Origin of the sequence: Kitasatospora sp. NPDC058115 (assembly GCF_042884635.1) — a bacterium.
Taxonomy (GTDB): domain Bacteria; phylum Actinomycetota; class Actinomycetes; order Streptomycetales; family Streptomycetaceae; genus Kitasatospora.
In genome coordinates this window covers 132,858-158,762 of record NZ_JBHVTL010000008.1, presented here as the reverse complement: position 1 = coordinate 158,762, position 25,905 = coordinate 132,858, and the positions used below count along the sequence as shown (strand labels likewise).

Below are 25,905 nucleotides of genomic sequence, written 5' to 3'. Positions count from 1 at the left end.
GGGCGGCCGGACGCCCGGCCCGGTCCGGCTACCGCCGGGTCGCCCGCCGGTACGCCCAGGTGGCGACGGCCAGCGACACCACGCCCACCCCCGCGCACACCGCGAGGTCCCCGAGCACCGCCGCCCAGTCCGGCGACGGCCGGAACGTGCGGGCGAACGCCTCCACCGCGTAGGTGGACGGCAGCAGGTCGCGCAGCCACAGCACCGGCTGCGGCAGGTGGTCCACCGGCAGGACGCCGAGCAGCAGCGCCGCCGACATGCCCAGCTGCCCGAGCATGGTGGCGATCTCCTGCTTGGGCGCGAGCAGCCCGCAGGCCGCGCCGAGCCCGGAGAGCGCCGCCCCGGCCAGCGGCACCACCGCGAGCAGCACCCACAGCTGCCCGAGCGGCAGCCCGAACATCACCGCGCCGACCCCCGCGGTGACCAGCGTCCCGGGCAGGGTGAACGAGGCGAACGCGGCGGCCGCGCCGAGCACCACGGAGGCGGCCGGCACCGGCAGCGTCGCGTAGTGGTCCAGCCCGCCGCTGGCCCGCAGCCGGCCGAAGTACTGGGCGAGCAGGTTGAGCGCCACGAAGGCGACCACCAGCACGCTGGAGCCGGACACCACGTACCGGGCGGCCGAGGTCTGCCCGGCGTCGACGACGCCCCGCATCATCACCAGGATGCCGAGCGACTGGAAGGTGGCCACGAACAGCAGCGGGATCCGCGCCACCCGGGCGCGGGCGAGCTGCGCCCGGTAGACGGCGGCGAGGGCGGGCAGCAGCCGGGCGGCCGGGGCGAGCGGGGCGGGCCCGCCGGCCGCGTCCGGGGTGGTCCGCGGCGGTGCCGAGAGCAGCGTCACTTGGCCAGTCCTCCGTGGCGGCCGCCCAGCTTGAGGTAGGCGTCCTCAAGGCTCGGGGTGGCCAGGGTGAAGTCGTCCAGGGCGGCGAAGGCCGGGCCGGTGGTGACGGCGGCGACCAGTTCGCGGGCCTGCTCGGGGGTGGTGCGCACGGTCCAGCGGCGGCCGGTGCGCTCGGCCCGTTCGGCGAGCGCCGCCACCGCGGGGACGGCCAGCGGGGCCTCGTCCCGCCAGACCAGGTCGAGCCGGACGTCACCGTCGACCAGCGCCTTCAGGCCGCCGGGAGTGTCGCAGGCGATCACCCGGCCGTCGTCGATCACGGCGACCCGGTCCAGCACGGTCTCCGCCTCGATCACGTTGTGGGTGACCAGCAGCACGGTGGTGGAGCGCTCGGCCCGGCGGCGTTCGACCGCCGACCAGACGGCGCGCCGGGCGACCGGGTCCATGCCGGTGGTGGGCTCGTCCAGGACGAGCAGCGGGCGGTCGCCGACCAGGGCGGCGGCGAAGCAGGCGAGCCGGCGCTGACCGCCGGAGAGCTTGGCGAGCGGCCGGTGGGCGAGCGGTTCCAGGGCGAGCTCGGCGATCACCTCGTCGGCGGCGGCGCGGGCCGCCGCCCGGCTCAGGCCGCGCAGCCGCCCTGTAGTCTCGGCGGCGAGGGCGACGGTCAGCTCGTCGAGCGCGGTGGACTCCTGGCCGAGGTAGCCGAGCAGCCGGGCGGCGCGTTCGGGGTGCCGGACCACGTCGTGGCCGAGGATCTCGATGCTGCCGGAGTCGGGGCGCAGCAGTCCGGTGAGCTGGCGGACCAGGGTGGACTTGCCCGCGCCGTTGGGTCCGAGCAGGCCGAAGATCTCACCCTGCCGGACGGTCAGGGTGATGCCGTCGTTGGCCCGGATCCCGGTGGCGGAGGCGCCGCGCCCGGCGCGGTACGTCCGGACCAGGTCGCGTACGGCGCAGCACGGCGAGGTCTCCTGGGGTGCCCGCCCTGCCGACTCACTCACGACCGAAGACTCTACGCGGTGCAACGGGCGAACCGGACAACGGGGCCCCGCCCGGCCGCCCGGCCCGGTCAGTCGTCGACGACCACGTCCCCGCCGGGGACGCGGGCGGCGAGCTCCTTCCAGAAGCCCGCCCGGATCGCGTAGCGGTCGTGCTCGTCGATCTGGTCGTCCTTGTGGGCGAGCAGCCCGAAGCGGGCGGCGTAGCGCAGCAGCTCGCCGTCGACCCGGTGCGGGATGCGCGGGTAGCCGGGCCACAGGACGGTGAGCCGTTCGGCGTCGCCGACCCGGCTGGTCCAGCGGCGGGCGAAGACCTGGCCGACCTCGTGGGCGTCGCCGCCGATGGAGGTGATGTCCTCCTCGCGGTCGGCCCAGCGCTGCTCGGCGGTGGTGAGCTGGGCGAGGGTGGGCAGGCCGTCGCCGGCGGTGCCGGCGGGCTCGGTGGCCGGCCGGTCGATCCAGCCCCGGTCGGAGGACCAGCGCAGCACCGGGCCGTTCTGCTGGTGGCCGTTCTGCTGGCCGTTCTGGTGCTGGGCGACGGCGGCCTGGCGGTCGGCGCTGCGCCCGGCGAGGTCCTTGGGGGTGGGGACGACCTTGAGTCCGGCGGCGGCCGGCTGGGGGCCCCCGTTGACGGCGGGGACGGCCGTGGCGGCGGTGACGGCGACGGCGGGTTCGTCCTCGGCGGGACGGCCGGGCACCTGGGCCGCGGGCAGCGGGCCGGGCAGGGCGCCGGGGGGTGCCGCGGGCGGCGCGGCGAGGATCTTGGCGATGTCGTGCCGGGCCCCGGGGCCGGGGAAGACGCTGGAGGTGTCGCGGAGGCTGAACGACCCCTCGATCCACTCGCGGTCCAGCACCCGCCGCTCGTCGGCCTCGCCGACGAGGTCCTCGGACTGGTTGAAGTCGCCGTCGGCGGCCTGCAGCGCCCAGAGGTGGACGACGACGCCGTGCTCCTTGGCGGACATCATGCCGGGCAGCAGATCGCCGTCGCCGGTGATCAGCACGACCTCGGCGCAGGCCCGGTTGCGGGCGAGTTCGGAGAGTTCGGCGTGCATCGCGGCGTCGACGCCCTTCTGCACCCAGCGGCCCTCGGCCCGGGTGAGCGCGCCGAGCCGGACGGTGACCCGGGGCAGCACCCGCAGCCGCCGGTGCTCGGGCATCGGGCGCCGTTCGGGCGCGGCGTCGAACCAGTAGATCCGCAGCAGCGGCAGGCCGGTCTCGGCCTCGGCGCGCTCGCGCAGGGCGGCGATCAGCGCGGTGTGGTCGACGGTGACCTTGGAGCGGGAGGGGTCACCGGCGAGCAGGCTCGCGGCGGCGCCCAGCAGGTATCCGGCGTCCACCAGGACGACACAGCGGTCCATCGCGCACCTCTTTCCGCTCGCCCTCGGGTGGGGCTCCGCCGGGGCCGACGGTGCCGGGGTGGGCGCGGTGCGCCCGGCCCGGACGGAGTGGGGTGAGGGGGTGCCCGCAACCGCCCGATCGTTGCGTCACCTTTTTCCCCGCGATCAGCCCCCCGAACCTCGGGCCGCCTCCGGCTTTCCCGCGCGCGGCACGAGGGACCCCGTCCGCTCCCGGACGGGGCCCCTCGCGGTGCGTGTGCGGCCGCTCAGCCCTTGAGCTCGGCGGCGACCAGCTCGGCCAGCTGGACGGCGTTGAGCGCGGCGCCCTTGCGCAGGTTGTCGTTGGAGACGAACAGCGACAGGCCGTTCTCCACCGTCTCGTCGACGCGGATCCGGCCGACGTAGCTCGGGTCCTGGCCGGCGGCCTGGAGCGGGGTGGGGATCTCGCTCAGCTCGACGCCCGGGGCGCCGGTGAGCAGCTCGGCCGCGCGCTCGGGGCTGATCGGGCGCTCGAAGCGGGCGTTGATCTGCAGCGAGTGGCCGGAGAAGACCGGGACGCGCACGCAGGTGCCGGCCACCTTGAGCTCGGGGATGCCGAGGATCTTGCGGCTCTCGTGGCGCAGCTTCTGCTCCTCGTCGGTCTCGTTGGAGCCGTCCTCGACGATCGAGCCGGCCAGCGGGACGACGTTGAAGGCGATCGGGCGGCGGTAGACCTTGGGCTCGGGGAAGTCCACGGCGGAGCCGTCGTGGGCGAGCGCGGCGGCGCCGTCCACGACCTTGGCGGCCTGGTCCTGGAGCTCGGCCACGCCGGCCACGCCGCTGCCGGAGACGGCCTGGTAGGTGGAGACGACGAGGGCGGCGAGGCCGGCCTCCTCGTGCAGCGGGCGCAGCACGGGCATGGCGGCCATCGTGGTGCAGTTCGGGTTGGCGATGATGCCCTTGGGGCGGTTCGCGATCGCCTCGGGGTTGACCTCGGAGACGACCAGCGGGACCTCGGGGTCGCGGCGCCAGGCGGAGGAGTTGTCGATGACGACGGCGCCGGCGGCGGCGGCCTTGGGGGCGAGCGCCTTGGAGGTGGCGCCGCCGGCCGAGAAGATCACGATGTCCAGGCCGGCGTAGTCGGCCGTGGCCGCGTCCTCGACGGTGACCTCGGTGCCCTTCCAGGGCAGCGTGCGCCCGGCCGAGCGGGCCGAGGCGAACAGCCGCAGCTGCTCCACCGGGAGGTCGCGCTGGGCCAGGATCTCGCGGACCACGCCGCCGACCTGGCCGGTGGCCCCGACAATGCCGATCTTCATCCGACTACTCCTCATTGATCTTGCTACTCACAGCCGCACTCCGCCCATCATGCCTTGTCACAGCGATCGGACGGCCTTGCATTCCATCCTGCGGACCCTAGTGGTCCAGACCACTCGCCAGTTCCAGCGCCCGCGCGACCTCGTCCGGCCCGGCCGGCAGCAGCGGCAGCCGGACGTCCGGCGTCGGGATCAGTCCCTGCGCGTGCAGCACGCCCTTGACCACCGCCGGGTTCGGTGCGGCGAAGGCCGCCACCGCCAGGGCGGTCAGCCGGTGGCCCAGCTCCCGGGCGCGGGTCACGTCCCCGGAGCGCCACGCCCCGGCCAGCTCCACGAAGCGCGCGGTGGCCAGGTGCGCCGAGGCCAGGATGCCGCCGGCCGCGCCCAGCGCCAGCAGCGGCGCCAGGACGGCGTCGTCGCCGCCCAGCACCGAGAACCCCTGCGGCGCGGCGGCCAGCAGCTCCACCGCCGCCTGGTCCACCCCGCCGGTCGCGTACTTGACGCCCACCACGTTCGGCAGCGCGGCCAGCTCCAGCAGCGCGGCGCCGGACAGCGCCTGCCCGGTCCGGTACGGGATGTGGTAGATCACCAGCGGCACCGAACTGGCCTCGGCCAGCGCCCGGAAGTGCGCGACCGTCCCGGCCTCGCCCGGCCGGACGAAGGACGGCACCGTCACCAGGGCACCCGCCGCCCCCGGCACCCGCGCGGCCAGGGCGGCCAGCTCCTCGGCGGCCGCGGCGGTGCCCGGCCCGCCCGCGCCGACCAGCAGCGGCACCCCGCGCGCCGCACAGACCGACGCGCAGACCTCGGTGACCGCGCGCCGCTCGTCCGCGCTCAGCGCGGCCGGCTCGCCGGTGGTCCCGAGCGCGACCAGCCCGGCCGCGCCGTCGTCCAGCACCCGTCCCGCCAGCTTCTCCAGCGCGTCCAGCGCCACCGAGCCGTCGGCGGCGAACGGGGTGACCAGCGGGATGAGAATGCCTTCGAGTTCCATGCCCACGATCCTCGGGGCCGCCGATCCCCCAGGTCCAGTTCATGTTTCCGAAGCTTCTCGTAAGCTGAGCCGATGCTCGACGTCCGACGCCTGCGCCTGCTGCGCGAACTCGCCCACCTCGGCACCATCGCCGCCGTCGCCGAGGCGCTCAGCTTCAGCCCTTCGGCGGTCTCCCAGCAGCTGTCCGTCCTGGAGAAGGAGGCCGGCGTCCCGCTGCTGGAACGCACCGGCCGCCGCGTCACCCTCACCCCGGCCGGGCGCAACCTGGTCCGGCACGCCGAGGCCGTGCTCGAACGCCTGGAGCAGGCGGACGCCGAACTCGCGCACGCCCGCGAGGGACTGGCCGGCCCGCTGCGGATCGGCACCTACCCGTCGGCGGCCCGCGCGATCATCCCCGCCGTCCTCGCCGAACTCGCCGGCTGGCACCCGGGCCTGGAACCGATGGTGACCGAGGTCGACCCGGCCGCGGTGGCGGCGGCGCTGCGGGCGGGCGAGCTGGACGTGGCGCTGGTGCACGAGTACGACCTGGTGCCCGCCGACCCGGAGCCCGGCCTGGCCGTGACCCGGCCGGTCTTCACCGAGCCGATGTACCTGGCGGCCCGCGTCCCCGGTGCCGTCGCCGACCAGCGCGCCGAGCCGTGGATCCTGGCCCCGCCCGGCACCCTGTGCCACAGCATGGCCGTCCGGGCCTGCGAGGCCGCCGGCTTCGCGCCCCGGATCCGCCACCAGATCGACGACTTCGCCACCGTGCTCGCCCTGGTCGCGGCCGGCCAGGGGGTCGCCCTGGTCCCGCACCTCGGCACCGACCGGCCCCCGCCGGGGGTCGTCCTCACCCGGCTGCCGATGTACCGCCGCACCCGCGCGGCCTTCCGCGCAGGCGCCGGCGCCCACCCGGCGGTCTCCGCCTTCGTCTCCGCCCTGCACACCGCCGTCCCGGCCCCGCTGCGCAACTCCGCCTAGCGGCGGGACGCGGCGGGGCCGGGCGGGGGGTCAGCCCGCCCCGTTGCCCGCCAGGCAGCTCGGGCCGAGCAGCTGCTTGAGGTCCCCGAACAGCGCCGGGTCCGACTTCACCCGGTGCCGGTCGAGCCGCAGCACCGTCGTCTTGCTGCGCGCCTCCAGCCGGACCCGCACCTCCGTGGTCCCCCGGTGGCTGCTCAGCACCTCGCCGAGCCGCGCCACCAGCGGGGGCGTCACCTTCCCGCTCGGGATGTTGATGATGATCGGCGCGTCGGCGTGCGCGTTCGACAGGTCCGGGACGGAGAGCTCCATCCCCATCAGCCGCGGCACGTCCTCGCGCTTGTCCAGCTTGCCGCGCACGAACACCACCGCGTCCTCGACCAGCTGCGAGGACACCAGCTGGTAGCTGGCCGGGAAGAACATGCAGTCGATCGAGCCCGCGAGGTCCTCGACCGTCGCGATCGCCCAGGCGTTGCCCTGCTTGGTCATCTTGCGCTGGAGGCCCGAGATGATGCCGCCGATGGTGACGATCGTCCCGTCCGGCCGCTCGGCGAGGTCCGCCACCGCGCAGTCCGCCTTGTCGGCGAGCACGTGCTCGATGCCGTGCAGCGGGTGCGAGGAGACGTACAGGCCGAGCATCTCCCGCTCCTGGGTGAGCAGGAAGGACTTCTCCCACTCCTCCTCGGAGAACACGACGTCCAGCCCGAAGCTCGGCTCGTCGCTCGACGTGTCGCCGCCGAACAGGTCGAACTGTCCCTCGGCCTCCTTGCGCTTGATGCCGACGACGTTGTCGATCATCGGCTCGAACTGCGCGGTCAGGCCCTTGCGGGTGTGCCCGAGCGAGTCGAAGGAACCGGCCTTGATCAGCGATTCCACGGTCCGCTTGTTGCAGACCACCGACTCCACCTTCTCCAGGAAGTCCGGGAAGGAGGAGAACTTCCCCTTGGTCTTCCGGGTCCGGATCATCGACTCGACGACCGGACCGCCGACGTTGCGGATGGCGGTCAGGCCGAAGCGGACGGTGGTGTCACCGTGCGGGGTGAAGTCCGCGTCCGACTCGTTGACGTCCGGCGGCAGGACGTTGATGCCCATCTTGCGGCACTCGTTGAGGTAGACGGCGGACTTGTCCTTGTCGTCCTTCACCGAGGTCAGCAGGCCGGACATGTACTCGGCCGGGTAGTTGGCCTTGAGGTACGCCGTCCAGTACGAGACGAGCCCGTAGCCCGCGGTGTGCGCCTTGTTGAACGCGTAGCCGGAGAAGGGGACCAGCACGTCCCAGACCGCCTGGATCGCCGCGTCCGAGTAGCCGCGCTCCCGGCAGCCCTTCTGGAACGGGACGAACTCGGCCTCCAGGATCTCCTTCTTCTTCTTGCCCATCGCGCGGCGCAGCAGGTCGGCCTGGCCGAGCGAGTAGCCGGCCAGGATCTGCGCGGCCTTCTGCACCTGCTCCTGGTAGACGATCAGGCCGTAGGTGGGCCGGAGCACCTCCTCCAGGGGCTTCTCCAGCTCCGGGTGGATCGGGGTGATCTCCTGCTGGCCGTTCTTGCGCAGCGCGTAGTTGGTGTGCGAGTTGACGCCCATCGGGCCGGGCCGGTAGAGCGCCAGTACCGCGGAGATGTCCTCGAAGTTGTCGGGCTTCATCAGGCGCAGCAGCGAGCGCATGGGGCCGCCGTCGAGCTGGAAGACGCCGAGCGTGTCGCCGCGTGCCAGCAGTTCGTAGGTCGGCTTGTCGTCCAGGGGCAGATCAAGAAGGTTGATCTTGATGCCCTTGTTCTTCTCGATCGCCTTGACGGCGTCGTCCATGATCGTCAGGTTGCGCAGGCCGAGGAAGTCCATCTTGAGAAGGCCGAGGCCCTCACAGGTGGGGTAGTCGAACTGCGTGATGGTGACGCCGTCGGTGTGCCGGGTCCAGACTGGGATGTGGTCGGTCAGCGGCTCGGCGGACATGATGACGCCGGCCGCGTGCACGCCGGGCTGGCGGATCAGGCCCTCGATGCCGCGCGCGGTGTCGATCACCTTGCGCACGTCGGGGTCGGTCTCGTACAGCCCGCGGATCTCGCCGGCCTCGCTGTAGCGCGGGTGGCTGTTGTCGGTGATGCCGGACAGCGGGATGCCCTTGCCCATGACGTCCGGCGGCATCGCCTTGGTGATCCGGTCACCCATCGCGTACGGGTAGCCGAGGACGCGCGAGGAGTCCTTGATGGCGGCCTTCGCCTTGATGGTGCCGTACGTGACGATCATGGCGACCTTGTCGGATCCCCACTTCTCCGTCACGTACCGGATCACGTCACCGCGCCGGCGCTCGTCGAAGTCGATGTCGACATCGGGCATGGAGATGCGCTCGGGGTTGAGGAAGCGCTCGAAAATGAGGCCGTGCGGGATCGGGTCGAGGTCGGTGATGCCCATGGCGTAGGCGACCAGCGAGCCGGCCGCCGAACCACGGCCCGGACCCACCGCGATGCCCTGGCCCTTCGCCCACATGATGAAGTCGGCGACCACGAGGAAGTACGCCGGGAACCCCATCTGGATGATGGTGTCCATCTCGTACTCGGCGAGCTTCTTGTGCTCCTCGTCGTACCCGTCCGGGAAGCGCCAGTCCATGCCCTCCCAGACCTTGGACTTGAAGAAGTCCGCCTCGGACTCGAAGCCCTCCGGGATCGGGAAGCGCGGCATGAGGTTGCGGAACTGGAACATGCCCTCGGTGTCGACCCGCTCGGCCACCAGCAGCTGGCTGTTGCGGCAGCCCTCCTGCCAGGCGTCCGACTGGTCCAGGGCGTACATCTCGGCGGCCGACTTGATGTAGTAGCCGGTGCCGTCGAACCGGAAGCGGTCCGGGTCGGAGAGGTTCTTGCCGGTCTGCACGCAGAGCAGCAGGTCGTGGGCGCCGGCGTCGGCCTCGGTGGTGTAGTGCGAGTCGTTGGTGACGACCGGCGGGATGCCGAGCTTCCTGCCGATCTCGATCAGCCCGTCGCGGACCCGCTTCTCGATGTCGAGGCCGTGGTCCATCAGCTCCAGGAAGTAGTTCTCCTTGCCGAAGATCTCCTGGTACTCGCCGGCCGACCGCAGCGCCTCGTCGAACTGGCCGAGGCGCAGCCGGGTCTGCAGCTCGCCGGAGGGGCAGCCGGTGGTGGCCATCAGGCCGCCGGACAGCTCGGAGATCAGCTCCTTGTCCATCCGGGGCCACTTGACCAGCCAGCCCTCGGAGTAGGAGCGCGAGGTCAGCTTGAAGAGGTTGTGCAGGCCCTCCTTGTTCCGGGCCCAGATGGTCTTGTGGGTGTAGGCACCGGACGCCGAGACGTCGTCCTTCTTCTGGTGCGGCTGGCCCCACAGGATGCGCTTGGTGTTCGAGCGGGACTCCGGGGCGACGTACGCCTCGATGCCGATCACCGGGGTGATGCCGGCGGCGGTGGCCTGCTTGTGGAACTCCGCCGCGCCGTACATGTTGCCGTGGTCGGTCATCGCGACATGGGTCTGGCCCAGCCGCTCGACCTCCTTGAACATCTGCTTCAGCCGGGCGGCACCGTCCAGCATCGAGTACTCGGTGTGGACGTGCAGATGCGCGAACGGCTGATCGCTCAAGGCGGGGCCTCCGTAGGCTCGGTGCAGGCAGGTGGGCCGGCGAACGCGCAGGTCACGAAGGGTGCCCGGAAACAGATACGGTCCGAGCCGCTACCAGGGCCCGGACCAGCACTCACACGTTCACGCTCCTACTCTAGCCTCCGGACGCAGCTGTCCCCCGCCACTCGCCGCGCCCCGAAGGATCGCCCGCGTCCCACCCGCGGCCCGCCGTCACCGACCGTGCCGCCCGGTCAGGGCGGCCAGCCGCGCCGAGGCGGCGGCCCTGACCTCCGCCGTCTCCAGCGCGTCGTCCCGGAGGCCGGCCAGCCGCTCCCTCACCCCGGGCCCGTCCGGCGCCCGCTCCACGCCCAGCAGCCGCGCGGCGTCCTCGCAGTCCCACAGGCACTCCGCGTAGATCCCCTCCAGCCCCGCCGGCTCGATCACCGCCAGCGCCTCCAGGTACGCCACCCGCTCGTGCGAGTGCGGCGTCCACAGCCAGAACCTCCTGAGCAACGACGCCGCGCCGCCGGCCCCGGCCCCGAACCGCGCCAGCCCCCGCGCGGTGTCCGCCGGCCCGCACCACCGCTTCTCCACCCAGTCCCGCTCCAGGCGCGCCACCAGCGTCCCGACGTCGCCCTCGACGTCCTCCGCCGGCCCGTCGTGCCGCCGCCCGGCCCCGGCCTCCCCCGCCGGCTCCGCCCGTACCCCGGTGTCCCGCACCAGCCGCGCCAGGTACACCGACCGCTGATCGGCGTCGTCCCAGCGCCAGTCCCACCGCACGCACCCCGCCACCACCTCGGCGGTGCCCCGCGGATCCTCCGCCACCATCCGCGCACCGAGCCCGCGCCCCCGCTGAACCATCCCGATCAACGACCCCGCCGGCGCGTACCGCCCGTCACTCATCCTCGTCACGCCCCCATCCTCCCCGCCCCGCCGCGGCAGGAAGTCGGCCGGGCCGACTTCCTGCGCCGGGAGGAGGAGCGGGCTACGCGTCCAGCTCGGCCAGGAAGTCCAGGGCCACGGCCCAGGTCCGCTCGGCGGCCTCGGCGTCGTAGTCCGGCAGGTCGGGGTCGGTGAAGAGGTGGCCGGCACCGTGGTAGCGGTGGATCTCGACGTCGGCGCCGATCCTGCGCATGTTGAGGTACCAGGCGTTCAGCCAGTCCTCCGGCTCGAACGGGTCGGGCTCGGCGACGTGGAGCTGGACGGGGACGGCGGTGGACGCGTCCTCGCGGATGTCGGAGGTGCCGTGCAGGAGGAGCAGGCCGCGCGCGTTCTCGTCGGCGAGCGCGAGGTTCTGGGCGAGCGAGCCGCCGAGCGAGAAGCCGGCGTAGACGAGGGCGGTGCCGGGGGTCAGCAGCGGGGCGGCCGCGCCGACCGCCCGGCGCAGGAGTTCCTCGCTGCCGACCTCCTCCTTGTACGCCATGCCCTCCTCGACGTCGTCGAAGGTCCGTCCCTCGTAGAGGTCGGGGGTGTGCACGGTGTGCCCGGCGGCGCGCAGCCGGTCGGCGGCGGCGTGGACGGCGGGGCGCAGGCCGAAGGCGGAGTGCAGGAGCAGGATCTGGGCCACGGGGAGGGACTTCCTTGCAGCGGACGGGAACCCTCCCATCATCGCGCATGGCCGCCAGGTGGCCGCGCCCACCCGGCGCGGTGGCGCGACGTCAAGGACCGGTGAATCGACGACAAACAGTCAGTTCATCCTATGGAACAGCTCGTTACCCGCCGGTAGCCTGTCCGCCGTGACCGACCTTGTCGAAGACATGACCCCCGCCCGCCCCCGCCGCCGCCAGGTGCTCAAGGCCACCGCCGTCGTCGCGGGCGCCACCGCCCTGCCGCTCACCCTCGGCGCCGCGGCCCGGGCCGCCACCGCCCCGCAGTTCCTGCACGGCGTCGCCTCCGGCGACCCGCTGCCCGACGGCATCCTGCTCTGGACCCGGGTCACCCCGGCCCCCGAGGCCGTCCCCGGCTCGGGCCTGGGAGCCGACACCGAGGTCCGCTGGGAGATCGCCGCCGACAAGGGCTTCACCCGGATCGCGGCGAGCGGCACCGTGACCACCTCCGCCGCCACCGACCACACCGTCAAGGCGGACGTCCGCGGCCTCACCCCGGACACCGCCTACTGGTACCGCTTCACCGCCGGCGCCACGACCTCCCCGGTCGGCCGCACCCACACCACCCCGGCCGCCGACGCCGCCCTCGACCGGCTCCGCTTCGGCGTCGCCTCCTGCGCCAACTGGGAGGCCGGCTACTTCTCCGCCTACCGCCACCTGGCGGCCCGCGGCGACCTCGACGCCTTCCTCTTCCTCGGCGACTACATCTACGAGTACAAGACCGGCGAGTTCTGCGCCGCCGGCTCCGTGGTCCGCCCGCACGCCCCCGCCCACGAGATCCTCACCCTCGCCGACTACCGCACCCGCCACGGCCGGTACAAGACGGACGAGGACCTCCAGGCCCTGCACGCGCAGGTCCCGGCCATCGCGATCTGGGACGACCACGAGTTCGCCAACGACGCCTGGTCCGGCGGCGCCGAGAACCACACCCCGGGCGCCGAGGGCGACTGGGCGGCCCGGGTGGCCGGCGCCAAGCAGGCCTACTTCGAGTGGATGCCGGTCCGCCCGTCGGTGGCCGGCACCACCTACCGCCGGCTGCGCTACGGCAAGCTGGCCGACCTGCACCTGATGGACCAGCGCTCGTTCCGCTCCCAGCAGGTCAAGGTCGGCAACGGCGACGTCGACGCGGCCGACCGCACCATCACCGGCCGCGCCCAGATGGACTGGCTGAAGGCCGGCCTCTCCGCCTCCGACACGGCCTGGCGCCTGATCGGCAACGAGGTGATGATCTCCCCCGTCGCGCTCTTCTCGCTGCCGGACTACCTGCTGCGCCCGCTGGCCAAGCTGCTCGGCCTGCCCGGCGAGGGCCTGGCGATCAACACCGACCAGTGGGACGGCTACACCCACGACCGCCGGGAGCTGCTCGGCCACCTCAGGGCGAACGGCATCACCAACACCGTCTTCCTCACCGGTGACATCCACTCGGCCTGGGCCGCGGACGTCCCGAACGAGGCCGCCACCTACCCGCTGTCGGGCAGCGCCGCCACCGAGTTCGTGGTCACCTCGGTCACCTCGGACAACATCGACGACATCCTCAAGGTCGCGCCGCAGACCCTCTCGCTGGTCGCCGCCGCCGCGGTCAAGGCCGCCAACCCGCACATCAAGTGGGTCGACCTGGACTCGCACGGCTACGGCGTCCTGGAGGTCACCCCCGCCCAGACGCAGATGGACTACTACGTGCTCTCCGACCGGACCCGCAAGGACGCCACCAGCAAGTGGACGCGCTCCTACCGCACCAAGTCCGGCACCCAGCAGATCGAGCGGGTCTACTCCCCCGTCAAGTAGCCACCACCGCACCGGCCCCGTCCTCCGGCCGCCCCCGGAGGGCGGGGCTCCCCGCTTCCGGGCTCCGGCCGGGCGGCCTGCTCGTCACCGCGGGCGGCATCCTGATCCACCGGGTCCGGCGCCGCACGACGGCCGCCGACCGCCGACCGCACCGAGCCGTACGAGGACCGACCCCGCACCGGACGGCCACCGGGACGACCACCGAACCGCCTCGGCCCCGCCCCCGGCCCCGTGAGGGGTGCCCGGGGGCGGGGCCGTCACCGGAACCGCTACGACACCACGTCCTTGCGGGCGAACCCCCGGAAGGCGAGCGCCAGCAGCACCACCGCGTAGGACAGCGAGAGCGACACCCCCTGCACCATCCCGCCCCACTCCATCCGCGGCTGCAGGGCGTCCGCCCACGCGTACTGCCAGTGCGCCGGCAGCCAGGCCCGCAGGTCCCCGAGCGCCGTGATGGCGTCCAGCACCCCGGTGATGATCGAGGCGAACACCGCCCCGCCCACCGCCCCCAGCGGCGCGTCCGTCGCGGTGGAGAGCCAGAACGCCGCCGCGGCGATCACGATCTCGCTCAGGAACACGTACCCCACCGCGACCGCCAGCCGGGGCAGCGCCTCCCCCGCCGTCAGGCTCGACCCGACGGGCAGCTGGAGGTCCCCCCAGCCGTACGCCGCGGTGCCGACCGCCAGCCCGACCAGCGGCAGCAGCGTCACGGCCGCCGCCGAGAACAGCAGCCCCACCAGGAACTTGCGCACCAGCAGTCTGGTCCGCGGCACCGGCGCGGCCAGCAGGTAGCGCAGCGAGGACCAGCTGGCCTCCGAGGCCACCGTGTCACCGCAGAACAGCGCGACCGGGATCACCAGCATGAAGCCGGTGCCCATGAAGAGCATGGTCGCCGCGAAGTTCGGCCCGGACGCGGTGGCGAGCTCGATGAACGTGGTCCGGCCGGTCCGCCCGGGCGTGCCCGCGACCGCGAACGCCGCCAGCACGACCAGCGGCATCGCGGCCAGCACCCCGCCGATCACCAGCGTCCGGCGCCGCCGCAGCTGGCGGACCACCTCCACCCGGAACGGCAGCGTCCGCCCGGCCCGGTAGCCGGCCGCGTGACCGGCGTCCCGACCGGCCTCCTGACCGGCCGACACCTCAGCACCCACGGCGCTCACGCCGCACCTCCGATCAGCGACAGGAACGCGTCCTCCAGCCGGCGCTGCGGCCCGGCCGACTCGACCGGCACCCCGAGCCGCACCAGCTCGGCGAGCAGCCGGCTGCCCGCCATGCCGTCCAGCCGGACGAGCAGTCCGCCCTCCACGGCCTCCGCCGAGCCGACCCCGTCCAGCGCGGCCACCTTGCCGGCCGCCGCCGCCAGCTCCATCGCCCCGAACGAGGCGTCGGTGCCGATCAGCAGCTGCGCGCCCGCGCCGACGATCTCCTCGACCGCGCCGGTGGTGACCAGCCGGCCCCGGTCCATCACCACCAGGTCGCTGCAGCTCTGCTCGACCTCGGCCAGCAGGTGGCTGGAGACGATGACGGTCCGCCCGGCCGCCGCGTAGCGGATCATCACCTCGCGCATCTCACGGATCTGCGGCGGGTCGAGCCCGTTGGTCGGCTCGTCGAGGATCAGCAGGTCCGGCAGGCCGAGCATGGCCTGGGCGATCGCGAGCCGCTGCCGCATGCCCTGCGAGTAGGTGCGCACCGCCCGGTCCAGCGCCTCGCCGAGCCCGGCGATGGCCAGCGCCTCCTCCAGGTGCGCGTCCGCCTCCGGACGGCCGGTGGCCTGCCAGTACAGCCGCAGGTTGGCCCGCCCGGTGAGGTGCGGCAGGAAGCCCGCGCCCTCGACGAACGCGCCGACCCGGGAGAGCACCGGGGCGCCGGGCCGCACCAGGTGGCCGAAGACCCGGATCTCCCCGGCGTCCGGCCTGATCAGGCCCATCAGCATCCGCAGCGTGGTGGTCTTGCCCGCCCCGTTGGGCCCGAGCAGGCCGAGCACCTGGCCCTGCTCCACCCGGAACCCCAGGTCGCGGACGGCGTACCGGTCGGCGGCGCCCTTGTAGCGCTTGCTCAGGCCGGTGATCTGCAGCGGCACCCCGGCCAGCGCCGGATCGTACGCCGGTCCGTGCGCCCGGCGCGCGGACCGGGCCGCGCGCAGCCTCGGCACCAGCACCAGCGCGGCGGCCAGCGCGAGCGCCACCAGCGGCAGCACCCAGGTCCGGGACGGCAGCGGCGCCGCCTCGGTGACCAGCTCGTCGACGGTCGGCAGGGTCACCGGTCCGGTGACGGCCGCCCGGTAGGTGGCGGGCTCGGTGGGCGAGGCGTACGCGAGGTCGGTCGAGGCGAGCACCAGCCGCAGCCGGTGCCCGGCGTCGAAGGTGTGGTCGACGGTGGGCAGCGCCACCGTGACGGTCCTGCCCCCGGGCGCGTCCGCGCCGGTCACCCGCAGCGGGGCGGACAGCTGCTGCGGCAGGCTCTGCTTGCCGTCCGGGGCGACGTCGTACAGCTTGGCGAAGAGCACCGCGTCCGGCCGGTCCGCCGCCACCCGGACGTTCACGGTCGGCTGTCCGGTCAGGTGCACCGAGCCGTCCAGCGGCGCCGACTCGAAGGCGGCGTACTGGCCGGGGAAGTCCAGCGACAGCCCGGCGCCCAGCTGGGACGCCTGGCCGAGCGCGCCGCCGAATCCCGGCAGCGCGGAGATGTTGGGCGGCGCGCCGCCGGGCGGGTTGGCGAAGACCTGCTCGGGCTCGCCGGAGGGGGACTTCAGCTCGATCTGCCGCGAGCCGGTGCCCCCGAGGCCCGGGTAGGCGTCCGCACTCGCCCCGCGCAGCACCGTCTGGAAGCCCGTCGAGTCGACCCCGCCGGTCCGGGTCACCCGGAACGCCGCGCCGGTGTCCCCGCCGCCGCCCTCCGACCCGCCGCCCTTCGGGTCGCCGCTCTTCGGGCCGCCGGTCTTCAGGTAGCGGTCGAACCACTGCACCACCCGGGTGTCCACCCGGTCGCTGGTGTCGGTCGCACCGTCGTGCCCGCCGGCGAACCAGTCCACCGCCACCGGGGCGCCGTTGGCGGCCACCGCCCGGGCGATCGCGTCGCCCTGGTCGAGCGGGAACAACGAGTCCTGCTGCCCCTGGACCACCAGCGTGGGCGCCTTCAGCCGCTCGGCGACCGAGGACGGGCTGGAGCGGTCGAGCAGCGCGACGGCCTCCGGGTCCGCGTGCCCGGAGGCCGCCACCCGGTCGTACATCCGGCACAGCTCGTCCAGGAACCGGCCGCAGCCCACCTGCCCGTCGCCCTGGTCGGGTGCCAGGGCCGGCCGCGCCGCGCCGCCGGACGGTCCGAGCTCGCCCACCGAACCGGTGGTGAAGAAGATCCCGGCCCACAGCTTCTTGAACACGCCGTCGATCGCGCCGGAGCCGCGCACCCCCTGCGGGAACAGCGCGTCGGCCAGGTTCCACCAGGTGATCGCACTGGCCACCGCGTCGATCCGGCTGTCGTACGCGGAGCCGAGCAGCGCCACCGCACCGCCGTACGAGGCACCGGTGATCCCCACCCGGGGGTCGCCGGGGCCGTCCTGTCGGACCTCGGGGCGCTGCGCCAGCCAGTCCACCAGGTGCTTGACGTCCTCGACCTCGCGGTCCGGCGCGTTCAGCCCGATCCGCCCGCCGGAGCGCCCGAAGCCGCGCGCCGACCAGGTCAGCACCGCGTACCCCTGCCGGGCGAGCTCCTGGGCGCGTTCCCGCTCGCCCTCCTTGGAGCCGCCGAAGCCGTGCCCGAGCAGGACGGCCGGGCGCGGGCTGTCACCGGTGGTGAAGAAGGACGTGTCCAGCTGGACGACCTGCGGGCTGCCGGGCGTCTCGGGCATGGCGAGGAAGCGGTCCTCCTGCCGGACGGACTGCTCGCCGCCGGCCGCGACGGCCACCGCCGTGCCGGCCCCGGCGACGGCCACCAGGGCCACCGCCCCGGCCACCAGTCTCCGTCCGGCGGCCGTCCCACGGCCTCGCCACCGGCGCCACGCCCCTCCGAGCTCCATGGCGGTGATCGTAGCCGCCCCCGGAGTAGGCGTCCGATAAAATCACCGGCCCTGCGGGCTGGCGAGCTAGAGCACCCGGGTCATCGTCCGGTGCGGGATGCCGGCGTCGTCGTAGACCGGTCCCTCGGCCGCGTACCCCAGGCGCTCGTAGAACCCGAGCGCCTGCACCTGCGCGTGCAGTTCCATTTCGCGCGCCCCGCGCGCCAGCCCCGCGGCCTCGACCGCCCGCACCAGCCGCGCGCCGAGCCCGGTCCCCCGGGCCGTCCGCAGCACCGCGAGCCGGCCGAGCAGCACCCGGCCCTCGATCCCGCCGGTGATCCTCAGCGCCTGCTCCCCGAAGATCAGCCGCGCGGTGCCGACCGGCTCACCGTCCGCACCGAACGCCAGCAGGTGCTCCGAGGTGAGGTCGAGGTCGTCCCACTCCTCCTCCTCGGCGATCCCCTGTTCGACGATGAAGACGTCCCGGCGGACACCGTGCACCAGCGCGAGGTCGTCCTCCCCCCGCGCCACCCGGATCGTCCCGTCCATTCCCGGCCCCCTCAGCTCTCCGACGCGATGATGTCCAGCGCCTTCCGCAGGTCCGCGGGGTACTCGCTGGAGAACTGCACCCACTCGCCGTCCGCCGGGTGCTCGAACCCGAGCGACACGGCGTGCAGCCACTGCCGGGTCAGGCCCAGCCGCTTGGCGAGCGTCGGGTCGGCCCCGTAGGTGAGGTCGCCGACGCAGGGGTGGCGCAGCGCGGACATGTGGACGCGGATCTGGTGGGTGCGGCCGGTCTCCAGCTTGATGTCCAGCAGCGAGGCGGCCCGGTAGGCCTCGATGAGGTCGTAGTGGGTGATCGACGGCTTGCCCTCGCGGGTGACGGCCCACTTCCAGTCGGAGCTGGGGTGCCGCCCGATGGGGGCGTCGACGGTGCCGCTGAGCGGGTCCGGGTGGCCCTGGACCAGGGTGTGGTACTTCTTCGCGGTCACCCGGTCGTGGAACTGCCGCTTGAGGTCGGTGTAGGCGCGCTCCGACTTGGCCACCACCATCAGCCCGGAGGTGCCGACGTCCAGCCGGTGCACGATGCCCTGGCGCTCGGCGGCGCCCGAGGTGGAGATCCGGTAGCCGGCCGCGGCGAGCCCGCCGATCACGGTGGGGCCGGTCCAGCCGGGGCTGGGGTGCGCGGCAACGCCGACCGGCTTGTCGACGAGCACGATGTCCTCGTCGTCGTGGACGATGCGCATGCCCTCGACCGGCTCGGCGACGATCCGCACCGGCGCGGCGGGCGCCGGGATCTCGACCTCCAGCCAGGAGCCGGCGGTGACCCGGTCCGACTTGCCGGCGACCGCGCCGTCGAGCGTCACCTTGCCGTCGGCGGCCAGCTCGGCGGCCTTGGTCCGGGAGAAGCCGAACATCCGGGCGAGGGCGGCGTCGAGGCGCTCGCCCTCCAGGCCGTCGGGAACGGGGAGGCTGCGGATCTGCGCTGCGGTACTCACCCGTACGAGTATGCCGGACGCGCGCGGCCCCGCCGGACGCCCCGGCGGCGCCGGGGCCGCGATGCTACTCGGCCCCGCCGGCCTTCTCGCCCTTCTCCGCCGGCTGGTGCACGGTGCCGTCCGGGTTGCTGCCCCGGAAGGAGAGCAGGACGACCAGGATGCCGCCGCAGACGATCGCCGAGTCGGCGAGGTTGAAGACCGCGAAGTGCTGGACCGAGATGAAGTCCACCACGTGCCCCCGGAAGACGCCGGGCGAGCGGAACAGCCGGTCGGTGAGGTTGCCGAGCGCCCCGCCGAGCAGCAGGCCCAGCGCGATCGCCCAGGGCAGGCTGTACAGCCGCCGGGCGATCCGCCAGATCACCACGATGACCGCCGAGGCGATCATGGTGAAGACGACGGTCAGCGCCTGCCCCATGCCGAAGGCGGCGCCGGAGTTGCGGATCACCTGGAAGGTCACCACGTCGCCGATCACCTTGATCGCCGCGTGGTTCTCCAGCCGGGCGACGACCAGCAGCTTGCTGCCGAGGTCGATCAGGAAGGCGAGCAGGGCGATGACCAGCAGCACGCCGATCCGCCGGGGCCCCTTCGGTTCCTCGGCCGGCACGGCCTCCCCGGCCGGGGCCGGCTCCTCGGTCCGCACCGCGGCCTCCGCCGGGGCGGGGGCCTGCGGCGGCGCGGAGGCGTCCGGCCCGGCGGGAGCCTGCGGCCGGGCGGCGGGCGCGGCGGAGTCCTCCCCGTCAACCGGGACGGCCCCGGCCGCGACGTCGGCGGGCGTCGGGACGGACTCGTCCCGGGTCTGGGGGGAACCTTGCGTACTGATGATCCGCTCCGCTGCCGTGACGTGGGGGGCCGAGGGCCGGTGGGACACCCGATCCGCCGAGGGGTCGGGCGACGTTACGGGGTCGAGCCTACGGCACGCCCGACCCCCCGCGCCGCCCCGGCCGGTCGCCCCGAACCGTCAGCGGCGTTCCTGCTTCGCCTTGCACTGGACGCACAGCGTCGCCCGGGGGAACGCCTGCATCCGCGCCTTGCCGATGGCCTGGCCGCAGGACTCGCAGGTGCCGAAGCCCACGCCCTCCAGCCGGGCCAGCGCGTGCTCGGTCTGGGCGAGGCTGTCGCGGGCGTTGTTGGCCAGCGCCAGCTCGCTCTCCCGCGAGATGTTCTTCGTACCGGCGTCCACCTGGTCGTCGCCGGCTCCGTCGTTGGAGTCGCGCATCAGCCCGGTGATGGCCGCCTCGGCCGCGCCGATCTCGTGCTGGAGCCGGTCGATGTCGCTGATCAGCTCGGCGTGCAGCTCGTGCACCTCCTCGGAGGTCCACGGGTCCTCGCCGGGCCGGACCGGCAGCTCGGCCGGGTCGACCGACTCGGCGCCGCCGGCGGACCGGGCGGCGGCCCCGGCCGGAGCCGGGGGACGGGTGCGGCCCGGGGCCACGAGAGTGGTGTCGGTGGTGTTCTTGCGCCGTGCGGTAGTGGTCACGGTCCCCTCCCCTGGGTCGCCTGCCACGGCTTTGCGTGCCCGCTTGGTGGCGGTACCCGCGCCGGTTGCCTTCTCAGCCATGGCTTCGACCCCATCTACGAACGAATCGAGCCGCCGGTTCCCGGCGGCCTCCAGTGCCGGAACGATAATCCCGATCAAAATCGGTCACAACATGACATACCGACGCCCCACAATGATCCCACCCGGGCAGACGTCCCAATCGCCACGCCCAGCACGCCGAACAGAGTTGTGCCCCCGGGCCGGGCGCGCCGAAACCGACTTGCGACGGCCGATACACTGGGCCTGCAAGGCGCAGATGGGGACGAGTACCGCAGTACGCAGCCACCAGCGACCCGGGGACGGTGCGAGCCCGGGGGTGTGCACCGCGCGAAGATCACCCCGGAGCCGCCGGAAGAACGGTCCGCGAGCTCTCTCGCCGGCCCAGTAGACCCGGTCGCAAGCCCAAACAAGAGGGCCGCACGCAGGACCGCGGCCAAGGAGGGTGGTACCGCGGGACGGCTCGCCGTCTCGTCCCTCCGTCGGATCCCGTCCACGCATCCGCCGGAGGTAGACGCCCGCGATGGCCAGCACCTACAACCCCGTCCCCGCGCAGGTCGACCTGCCCGCCCTCGAACACCAGATCCTCTCCTTCTGGCAGGACAACAAGGTGTTCCAGCGCAGCCTGGAGCAGTCCGAGGGCCGCCCGGAGTGGGTCTTCTACGAGGGCCCGCCGACCGCCAACGGCATGCCCGGCGCCCACCACATCGAGGCCCGCGTCTTCAAGGACGTCTTCCCCCGCTACCGGACGATGAAGGGCTACCACGTCGCCCGCAAGGCCGGCTGGGACTGTCACGGCCTCCCGGTCGAGCTGGCCGTCGAGAAGGAGCTCGGCTTCTCCGGCAAGCAGGACATCGAGGCGTACGGGATCGCCGAGTTCAACGCCAGGTGCCGCGAGTCGGTGACCCGCCACACCGACGCGTTCACCGAGCTCACCACCCGGATGGGCTACTGGGTCGACCTCGACGAGGCCTACCGCACCATGGACCCGTCCTACGTGCAGTCCGTCTGGTGGTCGCTCAAGCAGATCTTCGACAAGGGCCTGCTGGTCCAGGACCACCGGGTCGCCCCCTGGTGCCCGCGCTGCGGCACCGGCCTCTCCGACCACGAGCTGGCCCAGGGCTACGAGACCGTCGTCGACCCCTCGGTCTTCGTCCGCTTCCCGCTGACCAGCGGCCCGCTGGCCGGCCGGGCCGCCCTGCTGGTGTGGACCACCACCCCGTGGACCCTGGTCTCCAACACCGCCGCCGCCGTGCACCCCGAGGTCACCTACGTGGTGGCCACCGACGGCACCGAGCAGTTGGTGGTCGCCGAGCCGCTGCTGGCCAAGGCCCTCGGCGAGGGCTGGGAGCCGACCGGCGAGTCCTTCACCGGCGCCGAGATGGAGCGCTGGGCCTACCGCCGCCCGTTCGACCTGGTCGAGATCGAGGACGCGCACTACGTCCTCAACGCCGAGTACGTCACCACCGAGGACGGCACCGGCATCGTCCACCAGTCCCCCGCCTTCGGCGCCGACGACCTCGCGACCTGCCGCAAGTACGGCCTGCCGGTGGTCAACCCGGTGCTGGCCGACGGCACCTTCGCCCCCGAGGTCCCGCTGGTCGGCGGCCAGTTCTTCAAGAAGGCCGACGAGGCCCTGGTCAAGGACCTCCAGGCCCGTGACCTGCTCTTCCGCCACCTGCCGTACGAGCACAGCTACCCGCACTGCTGGCGCTGCCACACCGCGCTGCTCTACTACGCGCAGCCGTCCTGGTACATCCGCACCACCGCGGTCAAGGACGCCATGGTCCGGGAGAACGAGGCCACCAACTGGTTCCCCGAGAACGTCAAGCACGGCCGCTTCGGCGACTGGCTGAACAACAACATCGACTGGGCGCTCAGCCGCAACCGCTACTGGGGCACCCCGCTGCCGATCTGGCGCTGCGAGGAGGGCCACCTCACCTGCGTCGGCTCGCTGGCCGAGCTGACCGAGCTGACCGGCACCGACCAGAGCGGCCTCGACCCGCACCGCCCGTACATCGACGACGTCACCTTCGCCTGCCGCGAGTGCTCCGGCACCGCCACCCGGGTGCCCGAGGTGATCGACGCCTGGTACGACTCGGGCTCGATGCCCTTCGCCCAGTACGGCTACCCGTACCGGAACAAGGAGCTGTTCGAGAAGCGCTACCCGGCGCAGTTCATCTCCGAGGCGATCGACCAGACCCGCGGCTGGTTCTACACGCTGATGGCCGTCGGCACCCTGGTCTTCGACAAGAGCTCGTACGAGAACGTCGTCTGCCTGGGCCACATCCTGGCCGAGGACGGCCGCAAGATGTCCAAGCACCTGGGCAACATCCTGCAGCCGATCCCGCTGATGGACCAGCACGGCGCCGACGCCGTCCGCTGGTTCATGGCCGCCGGCGGCTCGCCCTGGTCGGCCCGCCGGGTCGGCCACGGCACGATCCAGGAGGTGGTCCGCAAGACCCTCCTCACCTACTGGAACACCGTCGCCTTCCAGGCGCTGTACGCCCGCACCTCCGGCTGGGCCCCGTCCGCGAACGACCCGGCCCCGGCCGACCGCCCGCAGCTGGACCGCTGGGTGCTCTCCGAGCTGAACACCCTGGTCCGCGAGGTCGACGCGGCGTTCGAGGCGTACGACACCCAGCGCGCCGGCAAGCTGCTCTCCGGCTTCGTCGACGACCTCTCCAACTGGTACGTGCGCCGCGGCCGCCGCCGCTTCTGGCAGGGCGACGCCGCCGCGCTCGCCACCCTGCACGAGGCGCTGGAGACGGTCACCCGGCTGATGGCCCCGCTCACCCCGTTCATCACCGAGCGGGTCTGGCAGGACCTGGTCGTCCCGGTCGTCCCGGACGCCCCGGTCTCGGTCCACCTGGCCACCTGGCCGCAGGCGGACGAGTCGCTGGTCGACGCCGACCTCTCCCGCCACATGGCGCTGGTCCGCCGCCTGGTCGAGCTGGGCCGGGCCACCCGCGCCGAGTCCGGCGTGAAGACCCGTCAGCCGCTGTCCCGGGCCCTGGTCGCCGCCCAGGGCTGGGACGAGCTGCCCGCCGACCTGCGCGCGCAGATCGCCGAGGAGCTCAACGTCTCCGCCCTGGAGTCGCTCGCCGAGGTCGGCGGCTCGCTGGTCGACACCACCGCCAAGGCCAACTTCCGCGCGCTGGGCAAGCGTTTCGGCAAGGGCGTGCAGGACGTTGCCAAGGCGGTCGCCGCCGCGGACGCCGCCCGGCTCGCCGCCGAACTGCGCACCGGGGGCGCCACCTCCGTCGAGCTGAACGGCGAGAGCGTCGCCCTCTCCCCCGAGGAGGTGATCATCACCGAGACCCCGCGCGAGGGCTGGGCCGTCGCCAACGAGTCCGGTGCCACCGTCGCCCTCGACCTGGCGATCACCCCCGAGCTGAAGCGCCTCGGCATCGCCCGCGACGCGATCCGCCAGATCCAGGAGGCCCGCAAGAACTCCGGCCTGGACGTCGCCGACCGGATCGTCCTGCGCTGGCGGGCCACCAGTGACGAGACCGCGGAGGCCATCGCCGAGCACGGCGCCCTCGTCGCCGAGGAGGTCCTCGCCACCGACTTCGCCGCCGGCGCCGCCGACTGGCAGTCCGACACCTTCTCCGACGACTCCCTCGGCCTCGCCTTCCAGCTCCGCAAGGCCTGACCGAACCCGCCGAAGCCGCCGCCGGTGCACGACCGGCGGCGGCTTCGCCGTGCCCCGGCCCGGCCCGGCGCGCCCGTGCACGCGAAAGCGCCCCCTCCCGGACCCGAAGGGTCAGGAAGGGGGCGCTCGCGGTGAACAGCGCGCCTAGTTGTCGCCGTCCTCGTCGATCAGGAAGCCCCGCATCGGCGCGGGAGCCTGCTGCATCGGCTGCGGCGGCTGCGGCCGGACCGCCGCCATCGGCTGGGTCATCCCGGCCGGCTGCATCTGCGGCGCACCCGAGTTGCCGCCCGAGGCCTGCCCGCCGAAGCCCGGCGCACCGGAGTTCCCGCCGAAGGAGCCCTGCCCGCCGAAGGAGGGCTGGCTCCCGCCGAACGACGGCTGGCTGCCGCCGAAGCTCGGCGAGGGGCTGCTCATCGCGCTGGCACCGGCGGGGGCCATCGACGACGCGGCCGGCGGCAGCGACGCGGTGGCGGGGATCCGCGGCGGGGCGAGCGAGTCGTCCGCCTGCGACTCCAGCTGGCGCAGCTGGGTCTCCAGGTAGGACTTCAGGCGCGTCCGGTACTCACGCTCGAACGCCCGCAGGTCCTCGACCTTGCGCTCCAGCGTGGCGCGGGCGGACTCCAGCGAGCCCATCGCGACCCGGTGCTTCTCCTGGGCGTCCCGCTCCAGCGCGTCGGCCTTGGCACGGGCGTCGCGCTCCAGGCCCTCGGCGCGGCTGCGGGCCTCGCCGACGATCTTGTTGGCCTCGGAACGCGCCTCGGAGATCGCCTGGTCGGCGGTCTGCTGGGCGAGCGCCAGCACCCGGGCGGCGCTGTCGCCACCGGGACCCTGCTGCTGCATCGGGGCGCCCATCGGGCCGCCCATCTGCTGCGGGCCGCCCATGGGGCCGCCCATCTGCTGCATCTGCTGCTGGCCCATGCCCTGGCCCATGGGGTTGCCCATGCCCTGCGGGCCGCCGGGGCCGCCCATCGGCTGCAGCATCTGACCGCCCATCGGCTGGACCAGCTGCTGCTGGCCGCCCATGGTCTGACCCATCTGCTGCTGCGGGCCGCCGGGGCCGCCCATCGGACCGCCCTGGCCGGCGGGGAGCTGCGGGGCGCCGGACGGCAGGCCGAGCGGCTGGTTGCCCATCTGCTGCTGCTGAGGGCCGGGGCCCATCTGCTGCTGCGGACCGCCCGGGCCCATCTGCTGCTGCGGGCCACCCGGGCCGCCCTGCTGGCCGGGGACCGGCGGGCCGGATATGGCCGCCGGCACCGGGGCGCCGGGTCGGGCGTCCTGCGGCGGCTCCTTGCGCATGTTGGCCTGGTTCTGCGCGGCGGCCCGGGTCGCGGCGGCCAGCTTGGCGCGCAGGTCCTCGTTCTCGCGGAGGAGACGGGTCAGCTCCGCCTCGACCTCGTCGAGGAAGGCATCGACCTCGTCCTCGTCATAGCCTTCGCGCAGGCGGACGGTCGTGAACTGCTTGTTCCGAACGTCCTCGGGGGTCAATGGCATCTCTTCACCTCAACGTGATCGTCGGCACACCGGCATCCTGTCGCATCGCTCACCTACGACTAGGGCCGCACAAGCGAGATCAGGACATACACAATGATCATCAGTACGAAGAAGGACAGGTCGAGCGCCACGCCCCCGAGACGCAGCGGCGGAATGAACCGCCGCAGAAGCTTGAGCGGCGGATCCGTGACAGTGTACGTGGCCTCCAGGACCAGAACCATGGCCTTGCCCGGTCGCCACGAACGCGCGAACTGGAAGACCCAGTCCATCACCAACCGCACGAGCAGGAACACCAGGAAGACGGTCAGTGCGTAGTAGAGCACTGCCCACACGATCTCCATCGCGCTTCCCTCTCCCCTGTTCTCGGCCCGA

General features: G+C 73.4%; 19 protein-coding genes. 3 read left to right on the top strand and 16 right to left on the bottom strand.

The window, feature by feature from the left end:
- Positions 1–28 precede the first annotated feature (28 nt).
- The 5 genes from ACFVVL_RS11180 to dapA all read right to left on the bottom strand — a co-directional run bounded on the left by ACFVVL_RS11180 (position 29) and on the right by dapA (position 5,453).
- Positions 29–841 (bottom strand): ABC transporter permease, encoded by an 813-nt coding sequence (locus ACFVVL_RS11180; protein WP_380286819.1) that lies wholly within the window; start codon positions 839–841, stop codon positions 29–31.
- Entirely contained in the window at positions 838–1,836 is a 999-nt protein-coding gene (locus tag ACFVVL_RS11175) for an ABC transporter ATP-binding protein (protein ID WP_380286820.1), read from the bottom strand. The genes ACFVVL_RS11180 and ACFVVL_RS11175 overlap by 4 nt, the downstream gene beginning before the upstream one ends.
- Before the next feature lie 68 nt (positions 1,837–1,904).
- On the bottom strand, positions 1,905–3,191 hold the full coding sequence (locus ACFVVL_RS11170; RefSeq protein ID WP_387673380.1) for an NYN domain-containing protein: 1,287 nt from the start codon (positions 3,189–3,191) through the stop codon (positions 1,905–1,907).
- Positions 3,192–3,436: 245 nt separating this feature from the next.
- Entirely contained in the window at positions 3,437–4,465 is a 1,029-nt protein-coding gene (locus ACFVVL_RS11165) for an aspartate-semialdehyde dehydrogenase (RefSeq protein WP_380286822.1), read from the bottom strand.
- Positions 4,466–4,562: 97 nt separating this feature from the next.
- Positions 4,563–5,453 (bottom strand): 4-hydroxy-tetrahydrodipicolinate synthase, encoded by an 891-nt coding sequence (gene dapA, locus ACFVVL_RS11160; RefSeq protein ID WP_387673377.1) that lies wholly within the window; start codon positions 5,451–5,453, stop codon positions 4,563–4,565.
- A gap of 72 nt (positions 5,454–5,525) precedes the next feature.
- Between dapA and ACFVVL_RS11155 the strand changes: the two genes are divergently transcribed.
- A complete protein-coding gene (locus ACFVVL_RS11155; RefSeq protein ID WP_380286824.1) occupies positions 5,526–6,413 on the top strand; it encodes a LysR family transcriptional regulator in 888 nt (295 codons plus the stop codon).
- Positions 6,414–6,443: 30 nt separating this feature from the next.
- Here ACFVVL_RS11155 and dnaE read toward each other — a convergent pair whose 3' ends face one another.
- The 3 genes from dnaE to ACFVVL_RS11140 form a co-directional block, all read right to left on the bottom strand.
- Positions 6,444–9,989, bottom strand: coding sequence for a DNA polymerase III subunit alpha (dnaE, locus tag ACFVVL_RS11150; protein ID WP_380286825.1), 3,546 nt, complete (start codon positions 9,987–9,989; stop codon positions 6,444–6,446).
- 210 nt (positions 9,990–10,199) lie between these two features.
- Positions 10,200–10,880 carry a hypothetical protein gene (locus tag ACFVVL_RS11145; RefSeq protein ID WP_380286826.1) on the bottom strand — a complete coding sequence of 227 codons (681 nt, stop codon included), beginning with the start codon at positions 10,878–10,880 and terminating at the stop codon, positions 10,200–10,202.
- Between the two features lie 73 nt (positions 10,881–10,953).
- Positions 10,954–11,535 carry a dienelactone hydrolase family protein gene (locus tag ACFVVL_RS11140; protein WP_387673372.1) on the bottom strand — a complete coding sequence of 194 codons (582 nt, stop codon included), beginning with the start codon at positions 11,533–11,535 and terminating at the stop codon, positions 10,954–10,956.
- 190 nt (positions 11,536–11,725) lie between these two features.
- Here ACFVVL_RS11140 and ACFVVL_RS11135 point away from each other — a divergent pair, with 190 nt between their 5' ends.
- Positions 11,726–13,360, top strand: a complete 1,635-nt coding sequence (locus ACFVVL_RS11135) for an alkaline phosphatase D family protein (RefSeq protein ID WP_387673560.1) — start codon at positions 11,726–11,728, stop codon at positions 13,358–13,360.
- A gap of 269 nt (positions 13,361–13,629) precedes the next feature.
- On the opposite strand, the gene ACFVVL_RS11130 is transcribed toward ACFVVL_RS11135, so the two are convergent.
- The 6 genes from ACFVVL_RS11130 to ACFVVL_RS11105 all read right to left on the bottom strand — a co-directional run bounded on the left by ACFVVL_RS11130 (position 13,630) and on the right by ACFVVL_RS11105 (position 20,330).
- A complete protein-coding gene (locus ACFVVL_RS11130) occupies positions 13,630–14,511 on the bottom strand; it encodes an ABC transporter permease (protein WP_387673557.1) in 882 nt (293 codons plus the stop codon).
- A 5-nt stretch (positions 14,512–14,516) separates the two neighbouring features.
- Positions 14,517–17,375 carry an alpha/beta fold hydrolase gene (locus ACFVVL_RS11125; RefSeq protein WP_387673370.1) on the bottom strand — a complete coding sequence of 953 codons (2,859 nt, stop codon included), beginning with the start codon at positions 17,373–17,375 and terminating at the stop codon, positions 14,517–14,519.
- 66 nt (positions 17,376–17,441) lie between these two features.
- Complete coding sequence (locus ACFVVL_RS11120; RefSeq protein ID WP_380286830.1) at positions 17,442–17,903, bottom strand: GNAT family N-acetyltransferase; 462 nt, start codon at positions 17,901–17,903, stop codon at positions 17,442–17,444.
- Between the two features lie 11 nt (positions 17,904–17,914).
- Positions 17,915–18,853, bottom strand: coding sequence for an RluA family pseudouridine synthase (locus tag ACFVVL_RS11115; protein WP_380286831.1), 939 nt, complete (start codon positions 18,851–18,853; stop codon positions 17,915–17,917).
- A gap of 64 nt (positions 18,854–18,917) precedes the next feature.
- Complete coding sequence (gene lspA, locus ACFVVL_RS11110) at positions 18,918–19,721, bottom strand: signal peptidase II (protein ID WP_387673366.1); 804 nt, start codon at positions 19,719–19,721, stop codon at positions 18,918–18,920.
- Between the two features lie 90 nt (positions 19,722–19,811).
- Positions 19,812–20,330: a TraR/DksA family transcriptional regulator gene (locus ACFVVL_RS11105; RefSeq protein WP_380286833.1), complete on the bottom strand. Its 519-nt coding sequence runs from the start codon at positions 20,328–20,330 to the stop codon at positions 19,812–19,814.
- Positions 20,331–20,910: 580 nt separating this feature from the next.
- Here ACFVVL_RS11105 and ileS point away from each other — a divergent pair.
- The gene (gene ileS / locus ACFVVL_RS11100) at positions 20,911–24,042 is read left to right on the top strand and encodes an isoleucine--tRNA ligase (RefSeq protein ID WP_380286834.1); all 3,132 of its coding nucleotides are present in this window, start codon (positions 20,911–20,913) and stop codon (positions 24,040–24,042) included.
- A gap of 144 nt (positions 24,043–24,186) precedes the next feature.
- On the opposite strand, the gene ACFVVL_RS11095 is transcribed toward ileS, so the two are convergent.
- Both ACFVVL_RS11095 and ACFVVL_RS11090 read right to left on the bottom strand, forming a co-directional pair.
- The gene (locus tag ACFVVL_RS11095; RefSeq protein WP_380286835.1) at positions 24,187–25,533 is read right to left on the bottom strand and encodes a DivIVA domain-containing protein; all 1,347 of its coding nucleotides are present in this window, start codon (positions 25,531–25,533) and stop codon (positions 24,187–24,189) included.
- A gap of 59 nt (positions 25,534–25,592) precedes the next feature.
- On the bottom strand, positions 25,593–25,874 hold the full coding sequence (locus ACFVVL_RS11090) for a YggT family protein (RefSeq protein WP_030301231.1): 282 nt from the start codon (positions 25,872–25,874) through the stop codon (positions 25,593–25,595).
- Between the last annotated feature and the right edge of the window lie 31 nt (positions 25,875–25,905).